The sequence below is a fragment of the Streptomyces longisporus genome (assembly GCF_039532765.1).
GTDB lineage: Bacteria > Actinomycetota > Actinomycetes > Streptomycetales > Streptomycetaceae > Streptomyces > Streptomyces longisporus.
Window position 1 is genome coordinate 514,053 of record NZ_BAAASG010000011.1, and the last position, 21,822, is coordinate 535,874.

The 21,822-nt window shown below is 69.9% G+C and carries 20 protein-coding genes; 9 read left to right on the forward strand and 11 right to left on the reverse strand.

Translation table 11 applies throughout. From position 1 onward, the window contains the following. Positions 1–21 precede the first annotated feature (21 nt). From ABD355_RS24770 to ABD355_RS24795, 6 genes are all read right to left on the reverse strand, one after another. Positions 22–1,035, reverse strand: coding sequence for a glycoside hydrolase family 6 protein (locus tag ABD355_RS24770; RefSeq protein ID WP_344402798.1), 1,014 nt, complete (start codon positions 1,033–1,035; stop codon positions 22–24). Positions 1,036–2,342: 1,307 nt separating this feature from the next. After that, positions 2,343–3,008: a class F sortase gene (locus ABD355_RS24775; protein WP_344402799.1), complete on the reverse strand. Its 666-nt coding sequence runs from the start codon at positions 3,006–3,008 to the stop codon at positions 2,343–2,345. 4 nt (positions 3,009–3,012) lie between these two features. Then, the gene (locus tag ABD355_RS24780; protein WP_344402801.1) at positions 3,013–3,579 is read right to left on the reverse strand and encodes a hypothetical protein; all 567 of its coding nucleotides are present in this window, start codon (positions 3,577–3,579) and stop codon (positions 3,013–3,015) included. Between the two features lie 120 nt (positions 3,580–3,699). Continuing rightward, on the reverse strand, positions 3,700–4,479 hold the full coding sequence (locus tag ABD355_RS24785; protein ID WP_344402802.1) for an HAD-IIA family hydrolase: 780 nt from the start codon (positions 4,477–4,479) through the stop codon (positions 3,700–3,702). An 86-nt stretch (positions 4,480–4,565) separates the two neighbouring features. Further along, the gene (locus ABD355_RS24790) at positions 4,566–5,306 is read right to left on the reverse strand and encodes a hypothetical protein (protein WP_344402803.1); all 741 of its coding nucleotides are present in this window, start codon (positions 5,304–5,306) and stop codon (positions 4,566–4,568) included. A 226-nt stretch (positions 5,307–5,532) separates the two neighbouring features. Then, the gene (locus ABD355_RS24795) at positions 5,533–6,702 is read right to left on the reverse strand and encodes an ROK family transcriptional regulator (RefSeq protein ID WP_425585786.1); all 1,170 of its coding nucleotides are present in this window, start codon (positions 6,700–6,702) and stop codon (positions 5,533–5,535) included. A gap of 53 nt (positions 6,703–6,755) precedes the next feature. On the opposite strand from ABD355_RS24795, the gene ABD355_RS24800 reads away from it, so the two are divergent. After that, the gene (locus ABD355_RS24800) at positions 6,756–7,829 is read left to right on the forward strand and encodes a Gfo/Idh/MocA family oxidoreductase (protein ID WP_344402804.1); all 1,074 of its coding nucleotides are present in this window, start codon (positions 6,756–6,758) and stop codon (positions 7,827–7,829) included. Next, on the forward strand, positions 7,826–8,332 hold the full coding sequence (locus ABD355_RS24805; RefSeq protein ID WP_344402805.1) for a heme-degrading domain-containing protein: 507 nt from the start codon (positions 7,826–7,828) through the stop codon (positions 8,330–8,332). The genes ABD355_RS24800 and ABD355_RS24805 overlap by 4 nt, the downstream gene beginning before the upstream one ends. Positions 8,333–8,452: 120 nt before the next feature. Here ABD355_RS24805 and ABD355_RS24810 read toward each other — a convergent pair whose 3' ends face one another. The 4 genes from ABD355_RS24810 to ABD355_RS24825 form a co-directional block, all read right to left on the reverse strand. Then, positions 8,453–9,310 (reverse strand): fumarylacetoacetate hydrolase family protein, encoded by an 858-nt coding sequence (locus ABD355_RS24810; RefSeq protein ID WP_344402806.1) that lies wholly within the window; start codon positions 9,308–9,310, stop codon positions 8,453–8,455. 137 nt (positions 9,311–9,447) lie between these two features. Next, positions 9,448–10,170, reverse strand: coding sequence for a YidC/Oxa1 family membrane protein insertase (locus ABD355_RS24815; protein ID WP_344402807.1), 723 nt, complete (start codon positions 10,168–10,170; stop codon positions 9,448–9,450). A gap of 90 nt (positions 10,171–10,260) precedes the next feature. After that, positions 10,261–10,578, reverse strand: a complete 318-nt coding sequence (locus ABD355_RS24820) for a DUF6412 domain-containing protein (protein ID WP_344402808.1) — start codon at positions 10,576–10,578, stop codon at positions 10,261–10,263. A gap of 66 nt (positions 10,579–10,644) precedes the next feature. Then, a complete protein-coding gene (locus tag ABD355_RS24825) occupies positions 10,645–11,184 on the reverse strand; it encodes a winged helix-turn-helix transcriptional regulator (protein ID WP_344402809.1) in 540 nt (179 codons plus the stop codon). Positions 11,185–11,252: 68 nt separating this feature from the next. Between ABD355_RS24825 and ABD355_RS24830 the strand changes: the two genes are divergently transcribed. The 3 genes from ABD355_RS24830 (at position 11,253) to ABD355_RS24840 (ending at position 13,770) form a co-directional block, all read left to right on the forward strand. Next, a complete protein-coding gene (locus ABD355_RS24830) occupies positions 11,253–12,698 on the forward strand; it encodes an MFS transporter (protein ID WP_344402810.1) in 1,446 nt (481 codons plus the stop codon). A 191-nt stretch (positions 12,699–12,889) separates the two neighbouring features. Continuing rightward, the gene (locus ABD355_RS24835; RefSeq protein ID WP_344402812.1) at positions 12,890–13,312 is read left to right on the forward strand and encodes a hypothetical protein; all 423 of its coding nucleotides are present in this window, start codon (positions 12,890–12,892) and stop codon (positions 13,310–13,312) included. Positions 13,313–13,368: 56 nt separating this feature from the next. Then, complete coding sequence (locus ABD355_RS24840) at positions 13,369–13,770, forward strand: hypothetical protein (protein WP_344402813.1); 402 nt, start codon at positions 13,369–13,371, stop codon at positions 13,768–13,770. A gap of 57 nt (positions 13,771–13,827) precedes the next feature. On the opposite strand, the gene ABD355_RS24845 is transcribed toward ABD355_RS24840, so the two are convergent. Beyond that, the gene (locus tag ABD355_RS24845) at positions 13,828–14,601 is read right to left on the reverse strand and encodes a class E sortase (RefSeq protein ID WP_344402814.1); all 774 of its coding nucleotides are present in this window, start codon (positions 14,599–14,601) and stop codon (positions 13,828–13,830) included. A gap of 214 nt (positions 14,602–14,815) precedes the next feature. On the opposite strand from ABD355_RS24845, the gene ABD355_RS24850 reads away from it, so the two are divergent. From ABD355_RS24850 to ABD355_RS24865, 4 genes are all read left to right on the forward strand, one after another. Further along, positions 14,816–16,288 carry a glycoside hydrolase gene (locus tag ABD355_RS24850; RefSeq protein WP_344402815.1) on the forward strand — a complete coding sequence of 491 codons (1,473 nt, stop codon included), beginning with the start codon at positions 14,816–14,818 and terminating at the stop codon, positions 16,286–16,288. 32 nt (positions 16,289–16,320) lie between these two features. Further along, a complete protein-coding gene (locus ABD355_RS24855; protein WP_344402816.1) occupies positions 16,321–17,478 on the forward strand; it encodes an MFS transporter in 1,158 nt (385 codons plus the stop codon). 62 nt (positions 17,479–17,540) lie between these two features. Then, complete coding sequence (locus ABD355_RS24860; protein WP_344402818.1) at positions 17,541–18,551, forward strand: SEC-C domain-containing protein; 1,011 nt, start codon at positions 17,541–17,543, stop codon at positions 18,549–18,551. 108 nt (positions 18,552–18,659) lie between these two features. Continuing rightward, the gene (locus ABD355_RS24865) at positions 18,660–21,809 is read left to right on the forward strand and encodes a DEAD/DEAH box helicase (RefSeq protein WP_344402819.1); all 3,150 of its coding nucleotides are present in this window, start codon (positions 18,660–18,662) and stop codon (positions 21,807–21,809) included. Positions 21,810–21,822: the final 13 nt, after the last annotated feature.

The following is a 21,822-nucleotide window of genomic DNA, read 5'->3' on the forward strand; positions in this document are numbered from 1 at the left end:
AGATGTCACAGTCCCGCGCCCCTAAAGACTTGACCCTTCCGCCAGCTTCAGAGCGTAGGTCGGCCACCATTCGCCTGCCTTGGGGCCGCCCTTGCAGGTGCCGTCGGACTCTCCTGGGCGTTTGACCCACAGGTAGGCGTCCACCAGCGGATCTGCTGTCTTGGTCGTCGGGGTCTCGCCCAGTTTGCGGCCGGGCGGGTTGCACCAGTTCTCGTCCGGCTTGCCTTCCGTGTAGGGGCCGTTTCCGTTGCGGCTGGTGTCGATGACGAAGTGTTTGTTGTCCACCTTTGCGGACAGCTGCTTGCCGTACGCGATGGAGTCCTGGGTGGAGTAGAAGTTGGAGACGTTGACCGAGAAGCCGTCGGCCTGGGCCACGCCTGCGCGCTGGAGGGGCTGGAAGATCTGGTCGGGGTGGCCCCAGCCGGCGTTGCCCGCGTCCAGGTAGACCTTGGTGTTCTTCAGGGACTTGAGCTTGGTGACGGCGTAGTTGAGGAGGCTGTAGCGCTCCTCCTGGAACTGGGGCTGGGTGCAGCCGTCCACCAGGTGCAGTACGGCGTCCGGCTCGAGGATCACCATGGCGGCGCGGTCCCCGATGCCCGTGGCCACGCCGTCGATCCAGGCGCGGTACGCGTTGCCGTCGGCCGCGCCGCCCTGGGAGTACTGGCCGCAGTCGCGGTGCGGGATGTTGTAGAGGACCAGCAGGGCCGTGCGGCCGGCCTTGTCGGCGGCCTCCGTGAAGCCCTGGGCCTCCTGCTCGGGGTTCTCCGGGCCGATCCACTCGCCGGTCGGCTGCTCGGCGATCTTGCGGATCTGCTCGGCTTCGGAGTCCTTGCCCGACTTGGCGTAGGCGGCGACCTGACGTGCCGCGTTGCCGTCCGGGTTGACCCAGAACGGGTCGCTGTCCTTGGGCTGTTGGGTGATCTTCGCGCCGGCGTTCTTGTCGTCGCCGCCCCCGGAGGAACATCCCGCGACCAGCAGCGCCGCCCCCAGCACCGCCGCGGAAGCCCTCATTCGGGCCCCCCTCATGCCGTACATCCAACTCCCCCTTGGGTGCACTGGTCCGAGTCTCAATCCTGACATACGGCCCGCCTCGCCCACGAGGTCGCCCGAGCCTTGTCGGCGAGCTGTTACAGCGTCATGGCCGGGGTGGCACGGCAGCACCCGGCCGGTCCTGAGGGCCGCCGTAGAACCCCTGATGGACCGTCGGTCACCAGCGTGTATGACGGAGAGCCACCGTAACGGAACCTGGCGTCATCCGGCCTCTAGGCTGTGGCGCTCATCCGTTCTAGAGTCGTCTCAGACGGCCCCAGCCCCCGGCCGGTCCTTGCCGCTGTGACCCCATGACCTCCCGCGCCGGTCGCCGGGTTACTCCCGCAGCCCGTGCGCGCGCGGTTGAGGACCAGCCCGGTCGGCGGCTTCAGGGGGAGCAGGCCGCCGACCGGGCCAGGTGCAGGACGAGACACCCCGGCGACCTGCCCTTCTGCCTGGGGCCCGGAGGGGGCCAGCCCCCGGAATGCTGCAGCACTCCCGCAGCCCCCGCGCGCGGTTGAGAACCAGCCTGGTCGACGGCTTCGGGGGGCAAGCCGCCGACCGGCCCAGGCGCAGGGCGGCGCCCTCCCCGGCGCTGGCACTCAGGATCGCCTCGCGATGCCCGCACCAGACACCCGGCGACCTGCCCTTCTGCTGAGGGTCCGGGGGCCGGCCCCCGGAATGGGGCAGCACTCCCGCAGCCCCCGCGCGCGGTTGAGAACCAGCCCGGTCGACGACTTCGGGGGGCAAGCCGCCGACCGGCCCAGGCGCAGGGCAGCGCCCTCCCCGGCGCTGGCACTCAGGATCGCCTCACGATGCCCGCACCAGACACCCCGCGACCTGCCCTTCTGCCGAGAGTCCGAGGGCCAGCCCCCGGAATGATGCAGCACTCCCGCAGACCCTGCGCGCGGTTGAGAACCAGCCCGGTGGGCGGCTTCAGGGGGCAGGCCGCCGGCCGGGCCAGGTGCAGGGCGGCGCACCCCGGCGCTGGCACTCAGGATCGCCTCGCGATGCCCGCACCAGACACCCGGCGACCTGCCCTTCTGCTGAGGGTCCGGGGGCCGGCCCCCGGAATGCTGCGCGCGGTTTGCTCCGTCGGCGGCTTCAGGGGGAGCAGGCCGCCGACCGGGCCGGGTGCAGGTGGGGCGACCCCGGCGCCGGTACCAAGGATTACCTCGCGATGACCGCACCAGACACCCCGGCGAGCCGGGAGTCCGGGGGCCAGCAGCACGCCCGCAGCCCCTGCGTGGTTGAGGGCCAGCCCGGTCGGCGGCTTCAGGGAGCAGGCCGCCGGTTGGGGCAGGTGTGGGCGGTCAGTGACCGGTTCCTGTGAGGTAGGCCGAGACGATCACGTTCGCCGTGTAGTTGCCGGTGTCCCGGTCGAAGGTGCCCCCGCAGGTGATCAGCCGCAGCTCCGCGCGCCCGGGTCGGCGTGGTCCGTAGGCCTGCCGGGCGTCGAAGTGGTCGCGGTTCTGGACCTGGACGCCCTCGACGGTGAACTCGGCGATCCTGCCGTCGTCACGGGTGACGCGGACGGTCTGGCCGGGCCGCAGGGAGCCCAGCTTGTAGAAGACGGCGGGCCTGGTCTCGGTGTCGAGGTGACCCACCATCAGCGCTGCCCCGGCGGCGCCCGGCCGGGTCCCGGCGGCGTACCACCCGACGGTGCCCGCCTGGTTGAAGGGCGGCGGTTCGATCGCCCCCTGCCGGTCCAGGCCGCGGGGCGCCACGGGTGCCTGGACGCCCAGGACGGGAATGTCGATGCGCTGCGGCAGTGCGTTCCCCAACGGGCGGGCGGCGGGCGGGAGTTCCGCTTCCGGCGGCCGTCCCACCGCACCCATGTCACCGGTGGCGGGTGCCGACACACCCTGCCGTACGTCGGTCAACTGCACACCCCACTGCCACAGCGCGAACAACAGCGCCGCCCAGGTCAGGGCCATCAGGAGGCGCCCGGAGCCGGAGGGGCGTTCTTCGTCGGACATGGGTTCAGTCCGTTCCGCGGCTCCGGCGCGCGCTCAGGACCGCGACGGCGCCCGCGGCCGCGGCCACGAGCACCAGCCCGGTGACTGCCTGCCCCGTGCCGGGCCCGGCCTCGCGGACGTCCACGGTGGCGAAGTGCGCCGTACCACCGCCGCCGGCGTGGACCGGGGCGACGGGGGACGCCGCGGGGTGCGAGACCGGCTGGGACTTGGACGGGGACGCGGACGGGGATGCTGACGGGGATACGACGGTGATCCTGGCCGTGGTCACTGCGCCCCCGCAGGTGACCTTGACGTCGTAGGAGCCGGGCTCGGCCGAGGCGCGGACGCGGCTGTTCCCGGTGAGGGTGCCGTCGGCGCCCGCGAGTCGCACGTCCGCGACGAACGCCCTGGACGAGGCGCTCCCCGCCTTCGCCGAGCAGCCGGTCACATGGAGCGCGACGTCCGCCCCCGGCGCGGGGGACGAGGGGCTCACAGAGATACCGGCTCCGCCCGCGTCGACCGCGTACACCGGCGGGGCGAGGGCGCAGACGGCCAGGGCCCCGGTACAGAGAGTGAGACGTAGTGAACCCATCGTGAAACCTCCAGATAACTGGAGACTCCCCCGCGGGCCGGGGCCCCGCATCCTCAGCGGGGCCGCATTGCTCCGAATGGGTCACGCGGGGTTTCAGACCGGTCGACGAGGTCCGCGATCTCAGACCCGGTCGACGAGGTCCGCGATCGAGTCGACGACCTTGGACGGCCGGTACGGGAAGTTCTCGACCTGCTCGGGCCGGGTCAGCCCCGTGAGCACCAGGAACGTCTGCATTCCGGCCTCCATGCCGGCCAGGACGTCGGTGTCCATGCGGTCGCCGATCATCGCGCTGGTCTCGGAGTGCGCCCCGATCGCGTTGAGACCGGTCCGCATCATCAGCGGGTTGGGCTTGCCCGCGAAGTACGGCTTCTTGCCGGTCGCCTTGGTGATCAGCGCGGCGACCGCGCCGGTGGCGGGCAGCGGGCCCTCGGTGGAGGGACCGGTCTCGTCGGGGTTGGTGCAGATGAAGCGGGCCCCGTCGTTGATCAGCCGTACGGCCTTGGTCATGGCCTCGAAGGAGTACGTACGGGTCTCGCCGAGGACGACGTAGTCCGGCTCGTGGTCGGTGAGGATGTACCCGATGTCGTGCAGGGCGGTGGTCAGGCCCGCCTCGCCGATGACGTAGGCCGAGCCGCCCGGCCGCTGGTCGTCCAGGAACTGGGCGGTGGCCAGGGCCGAGGTCCAGATGGACTCGACGGGCACGTCCAGTCCCATGCGGCGCAGCCGGGCGTGCAGGTCGCGTGGGGTGTAGATCGAGTTGTTGGTGAGGACCAGGAACGGCTTGCCGGACTCGCGCAGCTTCTTGAGGAAGGCGTCGGCGCCGGGGATCGGTACGCCCTCGTGGATGAGTACACCGTCCATGTCGGTGAGCCACGACTCGATGGGCCTGCGTTCTGCCATGTGCGGGATCTCCTGCCGTACGCATGTACGCGGTGCTGCGTGCGCCCCCAGCGTAGACACTGGCCGGATCTTGGGGAATGGGCGTCTCAGCGGCGCCTGCGCTGTCTGCGGGCCAGCAGCAGCGCACCGCCGGTGACGAGGACCGCGGCGGCGGCGAGGGCCACGCCGGGGGTGCCGAGGCCGGTGCGGGCGAGTTCGTCGGCGAAGGGGAGGCGGGGGGCGCGGCTGGGCGGGGTGCTGCCGGTTCCCGAGATGGCGGGGCTGGGGGTGGGGCTCGCGTCGTTGTGGATGCGGAAGGCGTAGTCGTTGGACTGTCCGACCCAGTCGCCGTCGTCGCCCCGCCGCTGGACGACGGCGGCGTCGGCGGTGACCTGGTTGGGTGCCGCGTCCGAGGTGATGGCGAGGCGGATCTTCACGGTGACGGTCTGTCGGGGGCCGACGGTGAACCCGGGGAAGCCGTCGTCGAAGGGCCCGACCAGCTCGTCCTCGTCGGTGGTCTCGAACTGGACGGGGTGCGGGTGGGGGCCGTCGTAGAACTCCAGATGGGGCTGCGAGGGTGTCAGCTCGTGCCTGTCGTCGACGAGCACGACCACCGGGTGGATGTTTCCGCAGGTCCGGGTGGTGGTGTTGGTGAGGTCCAGATACCAGATGCCGTATCCGCCGCCCGCTTCATAGGTGTCGGGGCCGCCGTGGATGCGGGTGGTGAGGGGGAAGCGGCGGGCGTCGGGGGCGGCGCAGGTGGGGGCGTCGGCCGCGTGCGCGGGGGGTGCCGCGGGGAGCAGGGCGGCTGCCGCCAGGCAGAGGGAGACGGGCGTGCAGGGTCGCATGGACACGTGAGTCTGCCGGGGGGTGGCGGGTGGGGAGCGGTGGCGCTCCGTGCGGGGCGTCAGGTCCGCTCGTTCAGCGCACGCGCGGGGGGGGCTGCCGCCGGACGCAAGCGTGTGTTTCGCCCGCTCCGCCCCTTCCCGTCCCTGAGGTGTTTCGCCCCCTCCGCCCCTTCCCGTCCCTGAGGGCTGCGGCCCCAGACCCCCTTTCGGCCTGACGGCCTCGTCCTCAAACGCCGGACGGGGTGAGAGGTCCGACGCCGGACGGGCTGAAGGATCCAGCGCCGGACGGGTTGAAGAGTCCTGCCAGGATCAGCTGTGCCGCTCCCTCGGCCACCCCGCCGGAGGCGAGGCGGACCGGTACCGGGTCCTCGCCGAGGCGGCCGGCGCGTTCGACGAGGACCGTGCGCACCCCTCGCAGGAAGGCGTCCGGGGCGGCGGTGACGGTGCGGCCGCCCAGGAGTACGAGGTCGATGTCGAGCAGGGCGACCAGGTTGCCGGCGCCGATGCCGAGGACGTGCGCCGCCTCGTCGACCGCGCCGCGTGCCATCGCGGCCAGGCACAGCGCCTCGATGCAGCCGCGGTTGCCGCAGCCGCACGGCGGTCCGTCCAGCTGGACGACCTGGTGCCCGAACTCCCCGGCCCCGGTACGGGCGCCCCGGTGCAGGGCGCCGCCGATGACCAGCCCGGCGCCGAGTCCCGTAGCGAGATGCAGATAGGCGAAGGACCCGCTCTCGCCGCCGACGGCGAGTCCCAGCGCGGCCGCGTTGGTGTCCTTGTCGACGACGACCGGCCCCCCGAGCCGCCGCGCGAGCGCGTCCCGCAGGGGGAAGCCGTTCCACTGGGGGAATCCCGTCACGCGGTGCAGGACACCCCTCTTGTGGTCGAGCGGACCGGGGAGCGCGACACCGACACCGAGGACGGAACCGGCGCCCGACAGCCCGAGCATCAGCGCGCCCGCCTCCCCCGCCACCGCGGCGACGACTGCCTCGGCCCCCGCCCCCAGGTCCAGCGAGGTGTGCCGCTCCCCCACCACCGTCCCCGTGAGGTCGACCAGTACCGCCCGCAGCTCGTCCCGGTCCAGGTGCAGTCCGACCGCGTGGCCCGCCTCGGGCACCAGTCGCAGCACCGTGCGGGGCTTGCCGCCCGTCGAGGCCCTGCGGCCCGCCTCCGTCGCGAGCCCCTCGTCCCGCAGCCGTGCGGTGATCTTGCTGACGGCCTGCGGGGTCAGCCCGGTCCGCTCCGCGAGCTCCAGCCGGCTGATGCCCTCCGCCCCTGCCGTGCGCAGCAGATCGAGTACGAGCGCCGTGTTGTGGCTGCGCAGCACCGGCAGATTGACGCCGGCGGAGCCCGCCACCCCCACCCGTCCGGCCCCTGTTCCTGCGTTCGTCCTGTCCACGCCTCCATTCTCCCCCGCTTGCACTTTGGCAACAGCGTTGCGAAAGTGGAGGCATGACTCGCACCCCTCTGCGCGTGGGCCTCGTCGGCTACGGCCTCGCGGGCTCCGTCTTCCACGCCCCCCTGATCACCGCCACCGAGGGCCTCGCCCTCGACACGGTGGTCACCTCGAACCCGGAGCGGCAGCAGCAGGCCCGCGCCGAGTACCCGGACGTACGGATCGCGGCGACTTCCGACGAGCTGTTCGACCGCGCCGCCGAGCTGGACCTGCTCGTCATCGCGTCCCCGAACAGGACGCATGTCCCGCTGGCGACCACCGCCCTGAAGGCCGGCCTCCCGGTGGTCGTGGACAAGCCCGTCGCGGGCACGGCGGCCGAGGCGCGCGAGCTGGCCGCCCTCGCCGAGGACCGCGGCCTGCTGCTCTCCGTCTACCAGAACCGGCGCTGGGACAACGACTTCCTGACCCTCCGCAAGCTCCTGGCCGAGGGCGAGTTGGGCGACGTATGGCGCTTCGAGTCCCGCTTCGAGCGCTGGCGTCCACAGCCGAAGGGCGGCTGGCGCGAGTCCGGCGACCCCGCAGAGATCGGAGGTCTGCTGTACGACCTCGGCAGTCATGTCGTCGACCAGGCGCTGGTTCTGTTCGGCCCTGCGGCGCAGGTCTACGCCGAGTCGGACATCCGCCGCCCGGGCGCCGAGACGGACGACGACACGTTCATCGCCGTCACCCACACCAGCGGTGTCCGCTCCCACCTGTACGTCTCCGCCACGACCGCCCAACTCGGGCCCCGTTTCCGGGTGCTGGGATCGAAGGCGGGTTACGTCAAGTACGGCCTCGACCCGCAGGAGGCGGCCCTGCGGGACGGCGAGCGCCCGGGGACGACCGCCGACTGGGGCACGGAACCCGAGTCCCTGTGGGGCCGCGTCGGATCCGGCGAGTCCCCGCTGACCGGAGGAGGCCGCGCCGAACCCACCCTTCCCGGCGACTATCCGGCCTACTATGCGGCCGTGACCAGGGCCCTCAACGACGACGGTCCCAACCCGGTGACCGCTCTGGAGGCGGCCGCCGCCCTCGATGTGCTCGAGGCGGCCCGCCGTTCGGCCCGCGACGGAGTGGCGGTGGCGCTGTGACGCACAACCAGGAGATCACCCCGAAGTTCCACCCGGAACTCACCCCGCCCCTGGAGGAACTGGAGGCGCAGGAACGGCACCTGGTCTTCAGCCAGTTCACCTATGAGGACGCCTGGGCGCTGGGTTCCCTGCTGGTGGAGATGGCCCGCGAGCGCCAGGCCCCGGTCGCGATCGACATCCACCGCGCGGGCCAGCAGCTCTTCCACGCGGCGCTGCCCGGCTCGACCCCGGACAACGACGCATGGATCACCCGCAAGCGCCGCGTGGTCGAACGCTTCGGCTCCGCCTCCTACCTGGTGGGCGCCCGCTTCCGCGCCAAGGGCACCACCTTCGAGGACTCCTCCCGCCTGAACCCCGACGAGTACGCGGCCCACGGCGGCTCCTTCCCCATCAACGTCCTCGGCGTGGGCGTCGTCGGCGCGGTGACGGTCTCCGGCCTCCCCCAACTGGCAGACCACCGCTTCGTGGTGGAGGCCCTGGAGGAGTTCCTGCACAAGGGGTGAAGCGCCCCGTAAGGGGCGCGGGGCTGTGTCGATTTGCGGCTCCGCCGCGTGGGCGCGACCAGCCACAGACGGCCCGCAGACAACGAACCAGCGCAGTTCCCCGGCTTTCCAGCGGAACGCCTAGGCGTCCTTGAACTCCTGCCGCTGCCGCCCGAGCCCCGAGATCTCCAGCTCCACCACATCCCCGCCCCGCAGGAACGGCTTGGGCTCAGGCGCCCCCATGGCAACCCCCGCGGGCGTCCCCGTATTGATGACGTCCCCGGGGTACAAGGTCATGAACTGGCTGACGTACCGAACAACCTCCGCCACGGAGAAGATCTGCTCAGCGGTCGTCCCGTCCTGTTTCAACGCCCCGTTGACCCACAGCTTCAACGACAGATCCTGCGGATCACCCACCTCGTCCGCCGTCACCAACCACGGCCCCAGCGGATTGAACGTCTCGCAGTTCTTCCCCTTGTCCCAGGTCCCGCCCCGCTCGATCTGGAACTCCCGCTCGGACACGTCGTGCGCGACCGCGTATCCGGCGACGTACGCCAGCGGATCCTCGTCGTCCGACAGATACCGGGCCGTACGCCCGATGACGACGGCCAGCTCGACCTCCCAGTCGGTCTTCACCGACCGGCGAGGGACCAGCACGGTGTCATAGGGCCCGACCACCGTGTCCGCGGCCTTGAAGAAGATCACCGGCTCGGCGGGCGGCTGGGCCCCGGTCTCGCGGGCGTGGTCGTGGTAGTTCAGCCCGATGCACACGATCTTGCCGATCCGCCCCACCGGGGGCCCGACCCGCAGTCCGGTGGCGTCCAGCGCGGGCAGCTCGCCGGCGTCGGCGGCGGCGCGGATCCGGCCGAGCGCCTCGTCGTCGGCGAGCAATGTCCCGTCGATGTCGGTCACGACACCGGACAGGTCCCGCAGAACCCCCTCGGCGTCGAGCAGCGCGGGCGTCTCCGCTCCCGCCGTACCGACTCGCAGCAGCTTCATGATCACTTTCTCCCTCGATCGCGGGGCGCCCGACCGATGGGTGCAGCCATCGGAGGACTGGTCGATCCTCCAAGGTCACGGTCCAGTCCGCAATACCCGGTTCACGGACTGGACCGTAACCATCGGATCGGGAGCGATCAGGAGTACAGAACCGCCCGCTCCACAGCGCTCCACGCCGTACTGGTGACCACGTACAGCGCGGCGGCCAGCGGCACCACCGCCACCGTGAACAAGGTGAAGAAGGACATGAACGGCATCACCTTGCTGACGGTGCCGAGCCCCGGCACGGACTCGCCGTCCTGCACGGGGAGGGGGTTGTCGGCGGCCATCATCCGCTTGGTACGCCGGTAGTTGAAGACGGCCACGACAGCGACCACGGCGAACAGTCCGAGATAGACCAGCCCCGCACCCCCGAACACCCCACCGCCCCCGAGGGCGTCCGCCCACCGCCCGCCCAGCGGGGCGGCAAGCAGCTGATGGGTGAGCAGTTCGTTCGCCTGCCCGCCGATGTGCGTGCTGGAGAACAGGTGGTACAGCAGGAAGAACGCCGGCAGCTGCAGCAGGGACGGCAGGCACCCGGAGACCGGTGACACCTTCTCCTCGGCATGCAGCTCCAGCACCGCCTTCTGGAGCTTCTCGGGTTCCTTCTTGTGCTGCTTGCGCAGCTCGGCGATCTTCGGCTGCAGCGCGGTACGGGCCTTCTGCCCGCGGGCGGCGGCCCGGGACAGGGGGTGCACAAGCAGTCGTACGAGAGCGGTGAACAGGACGATGGCGGCGGCCGCCGCGGAGGCGCCGAACAGCGGCTGGAGCAGGTCGGCGAAGTGTCCGACCAGGTCGGCGAAGACAGAAAAAACGGACATGAATGAGCCCTTCGGGGGTCTCGTCGTGCCGGGATGGGGACAAGGCGGCATGACGACCCGCGCGGGGCCGACTACATGTGTGAGTGAGCCCTACGCGGCGGTCGCCGGAAGGGCGGATCCGGGGGCTCGGGGCCGGGTGCGCCCCTTGGCGTCGGGATCGCGTTGCGGCAGGAATGCGGTACGGCGGGCGCGGTCGCGGATGGCCGTACGCACCCGCGTGGGCGGCACCGCGGGCGCGCAGCGAGCGGTGAGCAGGGCGCAGGCGGCGAGCGCGGAGCCGGCCGCGGCGGTCGCGGCGAGCGCGAAGGTGGCGGTGAGGCTGCCGGTGTCGAGCAGCGCGACCTGGAGGACGAGCAGCGGGAGCAGCAGCACGGCGACGGGGCGCAGCGACATCCGGCTGCGGATCATGACGCCCCCCTCACGCGTACGTACTGCTGCTCGTCTGTTGCTGCTCGCCTGTTCGTTCTGCCTCGGTTATACCTGACCGCTCTCGACGGGCGGTTCCAGGGGCTGCAACAGCCTGCGCGGAGCGAGCAGCGCCCGGCTGACCGGATCCGCCGGGTTCGGGTCGAGTCCGGGTCCCGGCTCCATGAGGACGTCCTCGACGGGTACGACGGTTGCGCAGGCCGGGCATTCGCCGTACGGCCCGAGTTCGGTGCCGCACGTGACGTGCCGGAAGTAGCGCAGCTGGGTCTCGTTGTAGTGCTCACGGCCCCAGCGGCCGAGGGAGCGCAGGGCCGGCCACAGCGCGATGCCGCGCTCGGTGATGACGTACTCGTCCCGCGGCGGCGACTCCTGGTAGCGCCGCTTCTCCAGGATCCCCTCCGCCGTCAGCGACTGGAGGCGGGCGGCGAGGACCGCGCGCGGGATGCCGAGGTGGACGAGGAAGTCGTTGTAGCGGCGCACGCCGTAGAGCGCGTCGCGGATGACGAGCAGCGTCCATCGCTCGCCGACGATCTCCAGCGCGCGGGCGATGGAGCACTCCTGTGTCGCGTAGTCCTTGCCGAGTGCCATGACGTCCACTGTAACCATTTTCCGCGAGATTGGTTCAGTGACCGAACCTAGGTGCTACGGTTCAGGACATGACTAGGTTCAATGACCGAACTCTTACGGGGGCCGAAGCAGCCGAGGTGCCGGCGGCAGCCGGCGGTGCAGCGCACGCACAGCAGCCCGCCCCACCCGCGGAGGCGCCCCCGCACCCCCGCGCCACCCTCGCCCTGACCAGCGCGGCAACGGCCGTGACCCTCATGACGTACACCGCCCCGGTGGTCACGCTCCGGGACACGGCGATCGCCCTGCACACCCCGCTCTCCGCACAGGCCTGGCTCATCAACGGCACCCCGCTGGGCCTCGCCGCGCTCCTGCTGGTGGCCGGCAGCCTGGCCGACGACTACGGCCGCCGCCGGATCTTCCTCCTCGGCACTCTCGCCCTCGGCATCACCACGGCCCTCGGCGCCCTGGCCTCCTCCACGCTGCAGTTCACGCTCGCGCGCATAGCGCAGGGCGCGTCCAGCGCGGCCATCCTGGCGAGCAGCCTGGGCCTGCTGGTGCACGCCTTCCCGACCCCACGGGGCCGACTGCACGCGACCGGCGTGTGGGGTGCCTTCGTGAGCGGCGGCATCGCGGCGGGGCCCCTCGTCGCGGGCGCGATGCCCGACTGGCGGGTGGCGTACGGCGTACTGGGCGCGGCGGCGGTGATCGTGGCGGCCCTGGGGACACGTACGTTGACCGAATCCCGCTCGCCGAGGGGCGGCCGCCCGGACATCCCGGGCGCACTGACCTTCGGCCTGGCCCTGGTCTCCCTGGTCGCCGCCCTCACCCTCGGCCGGGACGGCTGGCTGCGCCCCGAGGTGGGCCTGCTGTTCCTGGCGGCCATGGTGCTGGTGGCCGTGTTCGCACTGGTGGAGCACCGCACCACGACCCCGATGATCGACCTGAGCCTGCTGCGCCGACCGGGCTTCCTGGCCTCGTCCGCGGGCGGTCTGTTCACGGGCCTCGCGGTGATCGGCCTCTTCAGCTTCCTGCCGGTCCTTTTCCAGCAGGCGCTCGGCCTGTCCCCCATGGACACGGCCTGGCTGTTCCTGCTCTGGTCCGGCCTGTCCTTCACGGTGGCACTGCAGGCGAAGCGCCTCGCGGGCCGCGTGCCGCCCCGCCACCAGCTGGCCGTCGGCTTCGCCCTGCACGCGGCGGGCGTCCTGGCGATGCTCGGCGCGATCGACTCGGGTTCCTGGCAGCGCCTCCTGCCCGGCCTGATCCTGGGCGGCATCGGCAGCGGCCTCCTGAACGCCGCCCTGCCCCTGCTGTCGGTGGAGTCGGTCCCGGCGGCCCGCGCTGCCATGGGCTCCGGCGCCCAGCAGACCTTCCGCTACATCGGCTCCTGCGCGGGCGTCGCGCTGACGATCGCGATCGTGACGTCCTCGGGCGGGGGTCTGGGGCACGGAGCGAACATCGCGCTGCTGGTGTCGGCGGCTCTGGCGCTGTCGGCCGCGGTGGCGGTGCTGGTGCTGCGCGAGCGGGGCCGAGCGTAGAGCCCGCCCAAGTCCCGCTGAGGACTCTCAACTCACCCTGAGAAGTCTCAGGTTCCCGTTCGACGGAACGCGTTCCACGATGTGGCGGAGCCGGTCGGTCCGGCACCTTTCGACGGCCTTCGAAGTGTTAGCGGCCGCCTTCGGGCCGCACCTACGGTGAGGCCCCGCGGAATCGACGATCGGGGGACCCCATGAAGAGACGCGTCCGCCAGGCCCGACCCATACGCCGTCGCGCCGCCGCATTGGCCGGCACGCTGGCGCTGGCCGCCGTTGCGGTGGGCACGGCCGCCTCGCCCGCCTCGGCCGCGGGCTGGGCCTGCGACCACGACGGGCACACCGTGTGGTGTGCGTCCGTGACCGGCATATCGGCCGGGTCCTACCTGGCCTCCCACAACGGGCCGAGCTACGGCTCGGGCACCACCGGGCACCGCTACTACAACGGCCAGACCATGATGCTGGCCTGCTGGACCACGGGCGACGGCGACGCGGACGGCCACGGCGACCGCTACTGGTTCGCGCTCGACCTCGACAGCGACGGCGGATTCATCAACGACTGGTATGTGACGACCGGTTCGCCGTCGCAATGGCAGCCGCACGTACCGCAGTGCCGGTGAGAACAGCGCGGCAAGCACCCCCCACCCGCCCCACGCACTCCCGTCAGGAGATCACCATGCGTCGCGTCCTCGTCGCGCTACTGGCCTGTCTGGGACTGGCCGTCCCCATGGTCGTCACCGCATCCACGGCCGCGTCCGCCGCACCGGTCCTGTCACCCCGTACCGCACAGACCGCTGTCTGCAACGCCGGTCATGTCTGCATCTACCAGGGCGACATCTGGGACGACAGCCCCAACCACCCCAAGGTGTACGACTTCTACTACTACGGCACGTACAACGTGCACAACCTCATCGGCGACTACACCGTGCTGAACTGCCAGACGGGCGGCGCGGGCGTCAAGGGGTTCACGGGATACAACGGCACGGGAAGCGTGACCTGGGACCTCACCATCAACAACTGTGCGGGCGGACTCTGGACGGACCTCACACCGACGAACTCCGTCAGGCTGTACGCCTGACCTCGCCCGCTCCATGGATGGGGGTCCGTCAGCCTGCTGACGGGCCCTTTCCGCCGTCTAGGCCCGAGGCCGCATCGACACCAGCTTCCCCCACACCACCAGCCGGTACCTCGACGTGTACTCCGGGGTGCAGGTCGTCAGCGTGATGTAGTACCCGGGCTCGGAGTACCCGTAGCCGGGCTCGACGGTCGAGCGGGGAATCGGGCGTACGACACCGGAGTCACCGGCCGAGGTCTGCGGGAGCGTCCTGTCGACGGCGTAGGTGTAGGTCGCGGTCTTCGTCTCGACCTCCACGAGATCCTTCGCCCGCAGCCGGTTGATGTACCGGAACGGCTCGCCGTGCGTGTTCCGGTGCCCCGCGAGCGCGAAGTTGCCCACCTGGCCGGGCTGCCCGGTGCCGCGGTAGTGGCCGACGTACCCCTTGTTGAGGACCTCCTGCTTGCTGACGCCCTCGGCGACCGGGACGCGCAGGCCCAGACGGGGGATGACGAGGATGGCGTAGGCCTGGGACCAGGAGGGGCGGGGCTGCGCGGCGGTGGCCACCTGTCGGCTGTCACGGGTGCCGGTGCGCGGCTGGGGCGTCGCGGCCGGGACGGGCGTACCGGAGTCGCCGCCTTTGTCGGTGGCCCCGTCGCCCCACTCCCGCTCCAGCGCCTCCACCTTGCGCTCGGCGCCGCGCCTGGCCTCCCGGTTGGTCCACCACAGCTGGTGCACGACGAGCAGCAGGAGCACGAGGCCTGCGGTGACGAGGAGTTCGCCGCCGGTCCACAGCGCACGTCGGCGGCGCGCGCGCTGCCGCCGGGTGGTGTGCTGCACGACCGGAACGCGCATGCGTACGCCTCCTTCAGCGGGCCGCCCGCACGATAAGGGCCCGAGGTCGAAGTCACCAGACCCGCACGGCGCCGGCTGTACGGCAGGGGCTGTTCGGGACTTCGTACATAGGTTTTAGAAAGGGCTGGCACAACCCTCGACAACCCCACCCGCCACACCCGATGCTTCCCTCCAGTGACCTGACGGGCCAGGTCCCAGCAAAGGCGGAGAAGCCATGATCCGACGCAGAACCCTGCTGACCGCAGCGGGCGGCACCCTCCTCGGCAGCGCTCTCGCGACCGGCACCGCACGCGCGGACGCCACGATCGCCGTCAACCCCGGGACCTCGTACGGCACGTGGGAGGGCTGGGGCACCTCGCTGGCCTGGTGGGCCAATGTGTTCGGCGCGCGGGACGACTTCGCCGACATCTTCTTCACCACCAAGTCGACGACGTACAACGGCACCACGCTGCCCGGCCTGGGCCTGAACATCGCCCGTTACAACCTGGGCGCGTGCAGCTCGAACACCGTGAGCGGCGCGAGCATGGTCGCCTCCCCCAACATCCCGGCGTTCAAGCAGATCGAGGGCTACTGGCAGGACTGGAACAACGAGGACCCGACGTCCTCGGCCTGGAAGTGGACGGCGGACGCCACCCAGCGGGCGATGCTGGTGAAGGCGACGGCCCGCGGCGCGACCACCGAGCTGTTCGCCAACTCCCCCATGTGGTGGATGTGCCTGAACCACAATCCGTCCGGCGCCTCCGACGGCGGCAACAACCTCCAGTCCTGGAACTACCGCCAGCACGCCTCCCACCTGGCGGCGGTCGCCCTCTACGCGAAGAACAACTGGGGCGTGAACTTCGCGACGGTCGAGGCCTTCAACGAGCCGAGCTCCAGCTGGTGGACGGCGACCGGCACCCAGGAGGGCTGCCACATCGACTCGACCGTCCAGTCCGCCGTACTGCCGTACGTCCGCAGCGAGTTGGACAAGCGGGGCCTGACGAGCACGAAGATCTCGGCCTCGGACGAGACGAGCTACGACCTCGCCCGCACGACCTGGAACTCCTTCTCCTCGACGACCAAGGGCTATGTGGACCGGGTCAACGTCCACGGCTACCAGGGCTCGGGCGGTCGTAGAGACCTGTTGTACTCGGATGTCGTGACGACGGCCGGCAAGGCCCTGTGGAACTCGGAGACCGGCGACAACGACGGCACCGGCTACACCCTCGCCTTCAATCTCCTCTACGACTTCCGCTGGCTGCACCCGACCGCCTGGGTCTACTGGCAGGTCATGGACCCGTCCACGAACTGGGCGATGATCGCGTACGACGCGAGCACGCTGCAGGCGGGCGCGGTGCAGACGAAGTACTACACGATGGCCCAGTTCAGCCGGCACATCCGCCCCGGCATGAAGATCCTCGACACGGGTGTGAGCAACGCGGTCGCGGCCTACGACTCGAGCGCGAAGCGCCTGGTGATCGTGGCACTGAACACCTCGACGTCGGCCCAGACCTTCACCTTCAACCTCTCCAACTTCACCACGGTGACGGGCGGTTCGGGCGGCCTTGTTCCCCGCTGGAACACGGTGACGACGGGCGGGGACCTGTACAAGGCGTACTCGGACACGTTCCTGAGCGGGAAGTCGGTCTCGGTGTCGCTGGCGGGGAAGGCGGTGCAGACCTTGCAGATAGACGGGGTGACGATCTGACGTCCTCACCGCTGTCCGCTCCCTCTGGGAGGATGCCGACCGGGCTGGTCGCGCTCGCGCTCGGCGGTTTCGGGATCGGCCTCACGGAGTTCGTGATCGCGGGGCTCCTGCCACAGGTGGGCCGGAGCCTCGCGGTGTCGGAGGCCGCGGCGGGCTGGCTGATCTCCGGTTACGCCCTGACCGTCGCGGTGGGCGCGATAGCGCTGACGGCCGCGACGGCGAGGCTGTCCCGAAAGCCGGTCCTCACCGGCCTGGTCGCCCTCTTCGTCCTGGGCAACCTCCTCTCCGCCCTCGCACCGAACTACCCCGTGATGCTGCTCGGCCGCATCGTCGCCGCCCTGTGCCACGGCTCGTTCTTCGGCATCGGCTCCCTCGTCGCCCGCCGTCTGGTCCCACCGGAGCGCGCGTCGCGGGCGGTGGCGGTGATGTTCGCGGGCCTGACGGTGGCGAACGTGCTGGGCGTGCCCTTCGGCGCGTTGGTCGGCGAGCGCTGGGGCTGGCGGGCGACGTTCTGGGCGATCACGGGGATCGGGGTGGTCGCGGCGGTGGCGATCGCGGCGCTGGTGCCGGGCTGGGCGGGAAAGGCCGCCGGGCCGACGGGCGCCCTGACAGGGCAGCTACGGGCGATGCGCTCCCGCCAGGTCTGGCTCACCCTCACCGCGACCGCCCTCGGCTACGGCGGCATGTTCGGCGCCTTCAGCTACCTCGCCTACACCTTCACCGAGGTCACCGGCTTCTCGGACACGGACGTGGCCTGGCTCCTTGTCGTCTACGGCAGCGGCCTGGTCCTCGGCAACCTGGCGGGCGGCCGCGCCGCGGACCACAACCGCGACCGCACGCTGATCATCTCCCTGGCGGCGCTGGGGGCCACCCTCGCGCTGTTCGGCCTGCTGGCGGACAGCCCGGCCGCCTCCGTCGTGCTGGTCTTCCTCACGGGCGTGTTCGGCTTCGCCCAGGTCCCCGGCATGATCACCCGCGTCACGGACCACGCCGAGGGCGTCCCCCTGGCGGCGAGCGCGAACGTATCGGCGTCCAATGTGGGCAATGCGCTGGGGGCGTGGCTGGGCGGGGTCGCGATCAGTGCGGGCCTTGGCTATACGGCTCCGCTGTACGTCGGGGCGGGCATCGTGGCGGCGGCGCTGGCGACGATGATGTGGGCGGCAAGCGGGCGTCCCGAGCAGGTCACGTGATCCCCACCCTTTGACCAGCACATACCTCTTCTTCGCCACGGATGGGCAGTACGGTTTCCCTCATGCGCCCCGACACGCCTGCCGAGAACGTCGACCACACCGCCGAAGCGGCCCGCCTGGAGCGGACCGCCGGCCTGTATCCCGAGGACGCCGAGGCCCTGCTCCTCCAGGCCGCGGCCCATCTCGAACTGGCCGGCGACCGCCCCGCCGCGACCACGCTCTACGACCGCCTGCTGTCGTCCCAGTCGGGCCTGGAGAACCCCTACCTGGTACGGGCCCTCAAGGCCTCGAACCTGTGGGAGTACGGCCACGAGGCCGAGGCCCGAGCGATCATCGACGGCGTCCGGGCAGCGTCCCCGCGCGACCCGGCCCCCTGGGTCATCGTGGCGGAGTCCCTGGAGGCCCACGACGAGCTGGAAGCGGCCCAGGAGACGTTCACGGAGGCCGCCCGCCTGCTCCTGACGGACGTGGAGGAACCCCCGTACTCGACGCACCCGCTCCTCTTCGGACGCCACCGCGTACGCCGCATGCTGGGCGTGGCCCACGACGAATGGGACACGGTGGCGGACCTGCTCCACTCGTCCCCGGTCTCACTGGACGAACTGCACGACCCGAAGCGGGTGTGGTCCCTGGGCTCGGACAACCCGGCGGAACTGGCGGCGGAGATCTCACGCCTGCGGGCGGAGCTGGGGACGTACCGGGAGGCTTTGTCCCGCCCGTTCCCGGTGGCGGTGCTGCACTGGCCGGCGGACGAGCTGAGGGAACTGGTGGAGGCGTACCCGACGCTGGCGTCCGAGTACCCGTCCCATGAGGAGCACCTGGCGACGATAGAGGGATCGCTACGGGAGCTGGCGGCTTCCGGCACACCGAACCTGGGGATCGTGACGGGGACGGTGCCTTCTTACGAGGCCTTCGCAGCGTCGGAGATGGCTTCGCCGGGAGAGGCGGAGCTGCTGCCGCAGTACGCGACGACACTGGCGGCGCGTGGGCGGGCTGTGGAGTGGCCGCCGCAGCGGGGGGCTGGGTGTTGGTGTGGGTCGGGGCGGGGGTATGAGGGGTGCCACGGGGTGTGACGAAAACGATCACCTTTTAGCAGAAGAGCATCAATTGTCAGTGACTGCTGTTAGAACAGATCCCGTATCTACGCGAGAGATCAAGCGCGAGGGATCGAAGGAGCAGTCGTGGCGGAATCGGGGGGCTCGGCGCAGCCGGTCGCAGGTGTCTACGAGCAACTCATCACGAGGACTCTGCATGACCGGATGGAGCGGCTTGAAGCCGCGGGCTGGAAGGCGATCGACGAAGAGGTCAGCGAAGAGTCCGCGCCCCACGTGCTGGCACGCCACATCAGCGAGGCCGTGGGGCGCAGGCTCAGTCAATTGCCCCAGAGCAAGCAGGTGACGGTTGCCAACCAGATCCTTCAGTCACTGGCCACTCACGCACCGGACCCGGATGCGGATGAAGTCATAGGCACCATCGCCGATGGCCCCCGGCAGCTGCTGGCGCTCGCCGAGCGGGAGGCCCCCGGTGTCTACGCGGTACGGCCGCTCACACCCCTATCGGAAACTGCGCTCATCACCAACTCCCCCGAGGATCCAAGCCTCGGCAGCGAGCTGCGCGCTGAGCTGGCAACAGCAGACCGTATTGATCTCCTCTGCGCTTTCGTGAAGTGGTACGGCCTGCGCGTGCTCGAAGACTCTCTTCGTGCCGCCGCGGAACGCGGCGTACCCATCCGAGTCATCACAACCACCTACATCGGAGCAACCGACCGCCACGCACTCGACCGGCTCGTCCGCGACTTCGGCGCCGAGGTAAAGGTCAACTACGAGACTCGCTCGACCCGCCTCCACGCAAAGGCCTGGCTGTTCCGACGGAACAGCGGTTTCGACACGGCGTACGTAGGCAGTTCCAACCTCTCCAAAGCCGCACTGCTCGACGGCCTGGAGTGGAACGTACGCCTGTCATCCGTGGCCACTCCAGTCGTGCTCAATAAATTCGAGGCCACTTTCGACGCGTACTGGAACGACATCGCTTTTGAGTCGTACGACCCCGATCGCGATGCCCGCAAGTTGGACGAGGCTCTGATCGTGGCGGGCGGTTCGCCGTCCAGCCAAGACGCCAAGATCAGCCTCTCCGGCCTTGAGGTTCGCCCCCACCCGCACCAGGCCGACATGCTGGAACGACTGCGTGTCGAGCGCGAGGTGCGCGGTCACCACCACAACTTGCTTGTCGCTGCGACCGGTACCGGCAAGACGGTCATGGCCGCACTCGATTACCGCAACCTGCACAAGGAGTGGGGCGCCAAGGAGTACCCACGGCTGCTCTTCGTGGCACACCGCAAGGAGATCCTGCGGCAGTCACTTCGTATGTACCGCGAAGTCCTCGACGACGCGTCCTTCGGCGAAGAGCTCTACAGCGGCGAGCTGCCCCGTGACTGGAAGCACGTCTTCGCCAGCGTCCAGTCCCTCACCGATCAGCGACTCGACCAGTTCGACCCGGAACACTTCGACATCATCGTCATCGACGAGTTCCATCACGCTACGGCTACGACATATCGCCGCGTTCTCAATCACTTCAAGCCGAAACAACTCCTTGGCCTGACCGCCACTCCCGAGCGCGCAGACGGCCTGAATGTGCAGGACGAGTTCTTCGAAGGCCGAATCGCCGCCGAGATGCGGCTGTGGGAGGCCCTCGACAACGACCTCCTCTGCCCGTTCCACTACTTCGGCGTGCCCGATGGCACGGATCTGACCCGCCTCAACTGGCGCTCGGGAACCTACGACCAGAGCCAGCTCGGCAACTTGTTCTCCGGGGACCTCGCGCGCGCCCGTATCGTCATCAAGCAGGTCCGGGACAAAGTGTCCAACCCGATGCACATGCGAGCACTCGGGTTCTGCGTCAGCAGGAAGCATGCTCACTTCATGGCGAAGTGCTTCCAAGATGCAGGCTTCAAGGCTGAATCCTTGGACAGCTCGTCCAAGCCCGAGGTCCGTGACCACGTTCTGTCCCAACTCAAGACCGGGGAGATCCAAGTCATCTTCTCCGTAGACCTCTTCAACGAGGGCTTGGATATCCCCGACGTCGATACGATCCTCCTCCTGCGCCCCACGAACAGCGCCACCGTCTTCCTTCAGCAACTCGGTCGAGGTCTGCGCCGCACCCCGGACAAGCCGGTGCTCACTGTGCTCGACTTCATCGGCCAACATCGTGCCGAGTTCCGGTTTGAGGAGCAGTTCCGGGCGATGACCAACCTGTCGCGCAACCGGCTACTTGAGCACGCCGAGCACGACTTCCCTCTGCTACCGTCCGGCTGCCAGATCATCCTTGAGGGCAAGTCCAAGCAGCTGGTGCTGGACAACATTCGCACCCAGATCAAGGCGACCGTCCAGACCCTCGCGAAGGAAGTGAAAGTCTTCGACACACCGGTCCTCGCTGACTACCTCAAGGAAAGTCGCCGTGAAATCCGAGAGCTGTATAAGTCGAGCAACTCATGGACGACGGTCCTACGCCGCGCTGGCCTGGCCGACCTTCCTGAACAGGCCGGCGAAGAGGACCTCTTGAAGCGTGTGCACGCGTTCTTGCACGTCGACGACGGCGAACGCGCTGAGGCGTATCTGCGCTTGTTGAGCGATGACGCCCCGACGTACGACTCCCTGAGCGAGAAGTACCAGACCTACGCGCGCATGCTGTTCTTCAACCTCTGGGACAAGGCCGGAGGGTTCAACTCCTACGCGGAAGGACTTGAATCGCTCCGCGAGCAGCGAGCCTTCCGTAGCGAACTGCGCCAGGTACTCAACCACGTGATAGGGCAAGCCGACCACTTCCCCCTCCCGCTCCAGGGTCCGCACGCCCACATCCCTCTGAAGGTCCACAGCGCATACAACCGCTCAGAGATCCTGGCCGCGCTGGGTGTCGCCCGCCTGGGCGGCCAGATGCCGGGATCCTTTGCACAGGGTGTCCTGTGGGACGAGCAGAACCAGACGGACGCACTACTGATCACCCTCGAGAAGAACGAGAAGGACTTCTCCCCCACGGTCCGGTACAAGGACTACGCGTTGAGCCCCTCCCTCTTCCACTGGGAGTCACAGAGCACGACCGCAGCTACCTCTCCCACAGGTCTGCGCTACCAGCAGCACAAGCAACGCGGAAGCCACGTCCTGCTGTTCATGCGGCGCTACAAAGACACCGACATCGGCAAGGCCCACCCTTGGATGCTGCTCGGCCCTGCGACGTATGTCCGCCACGAGGGCAGCAAGCCCATGGCCATCACCTGGCAGTTGCATGAGGAACTGCCTGCAGATGCGTGGTCGTACTCGGGTATCACCGCGGGCTAGCAGGCTCGGCCAC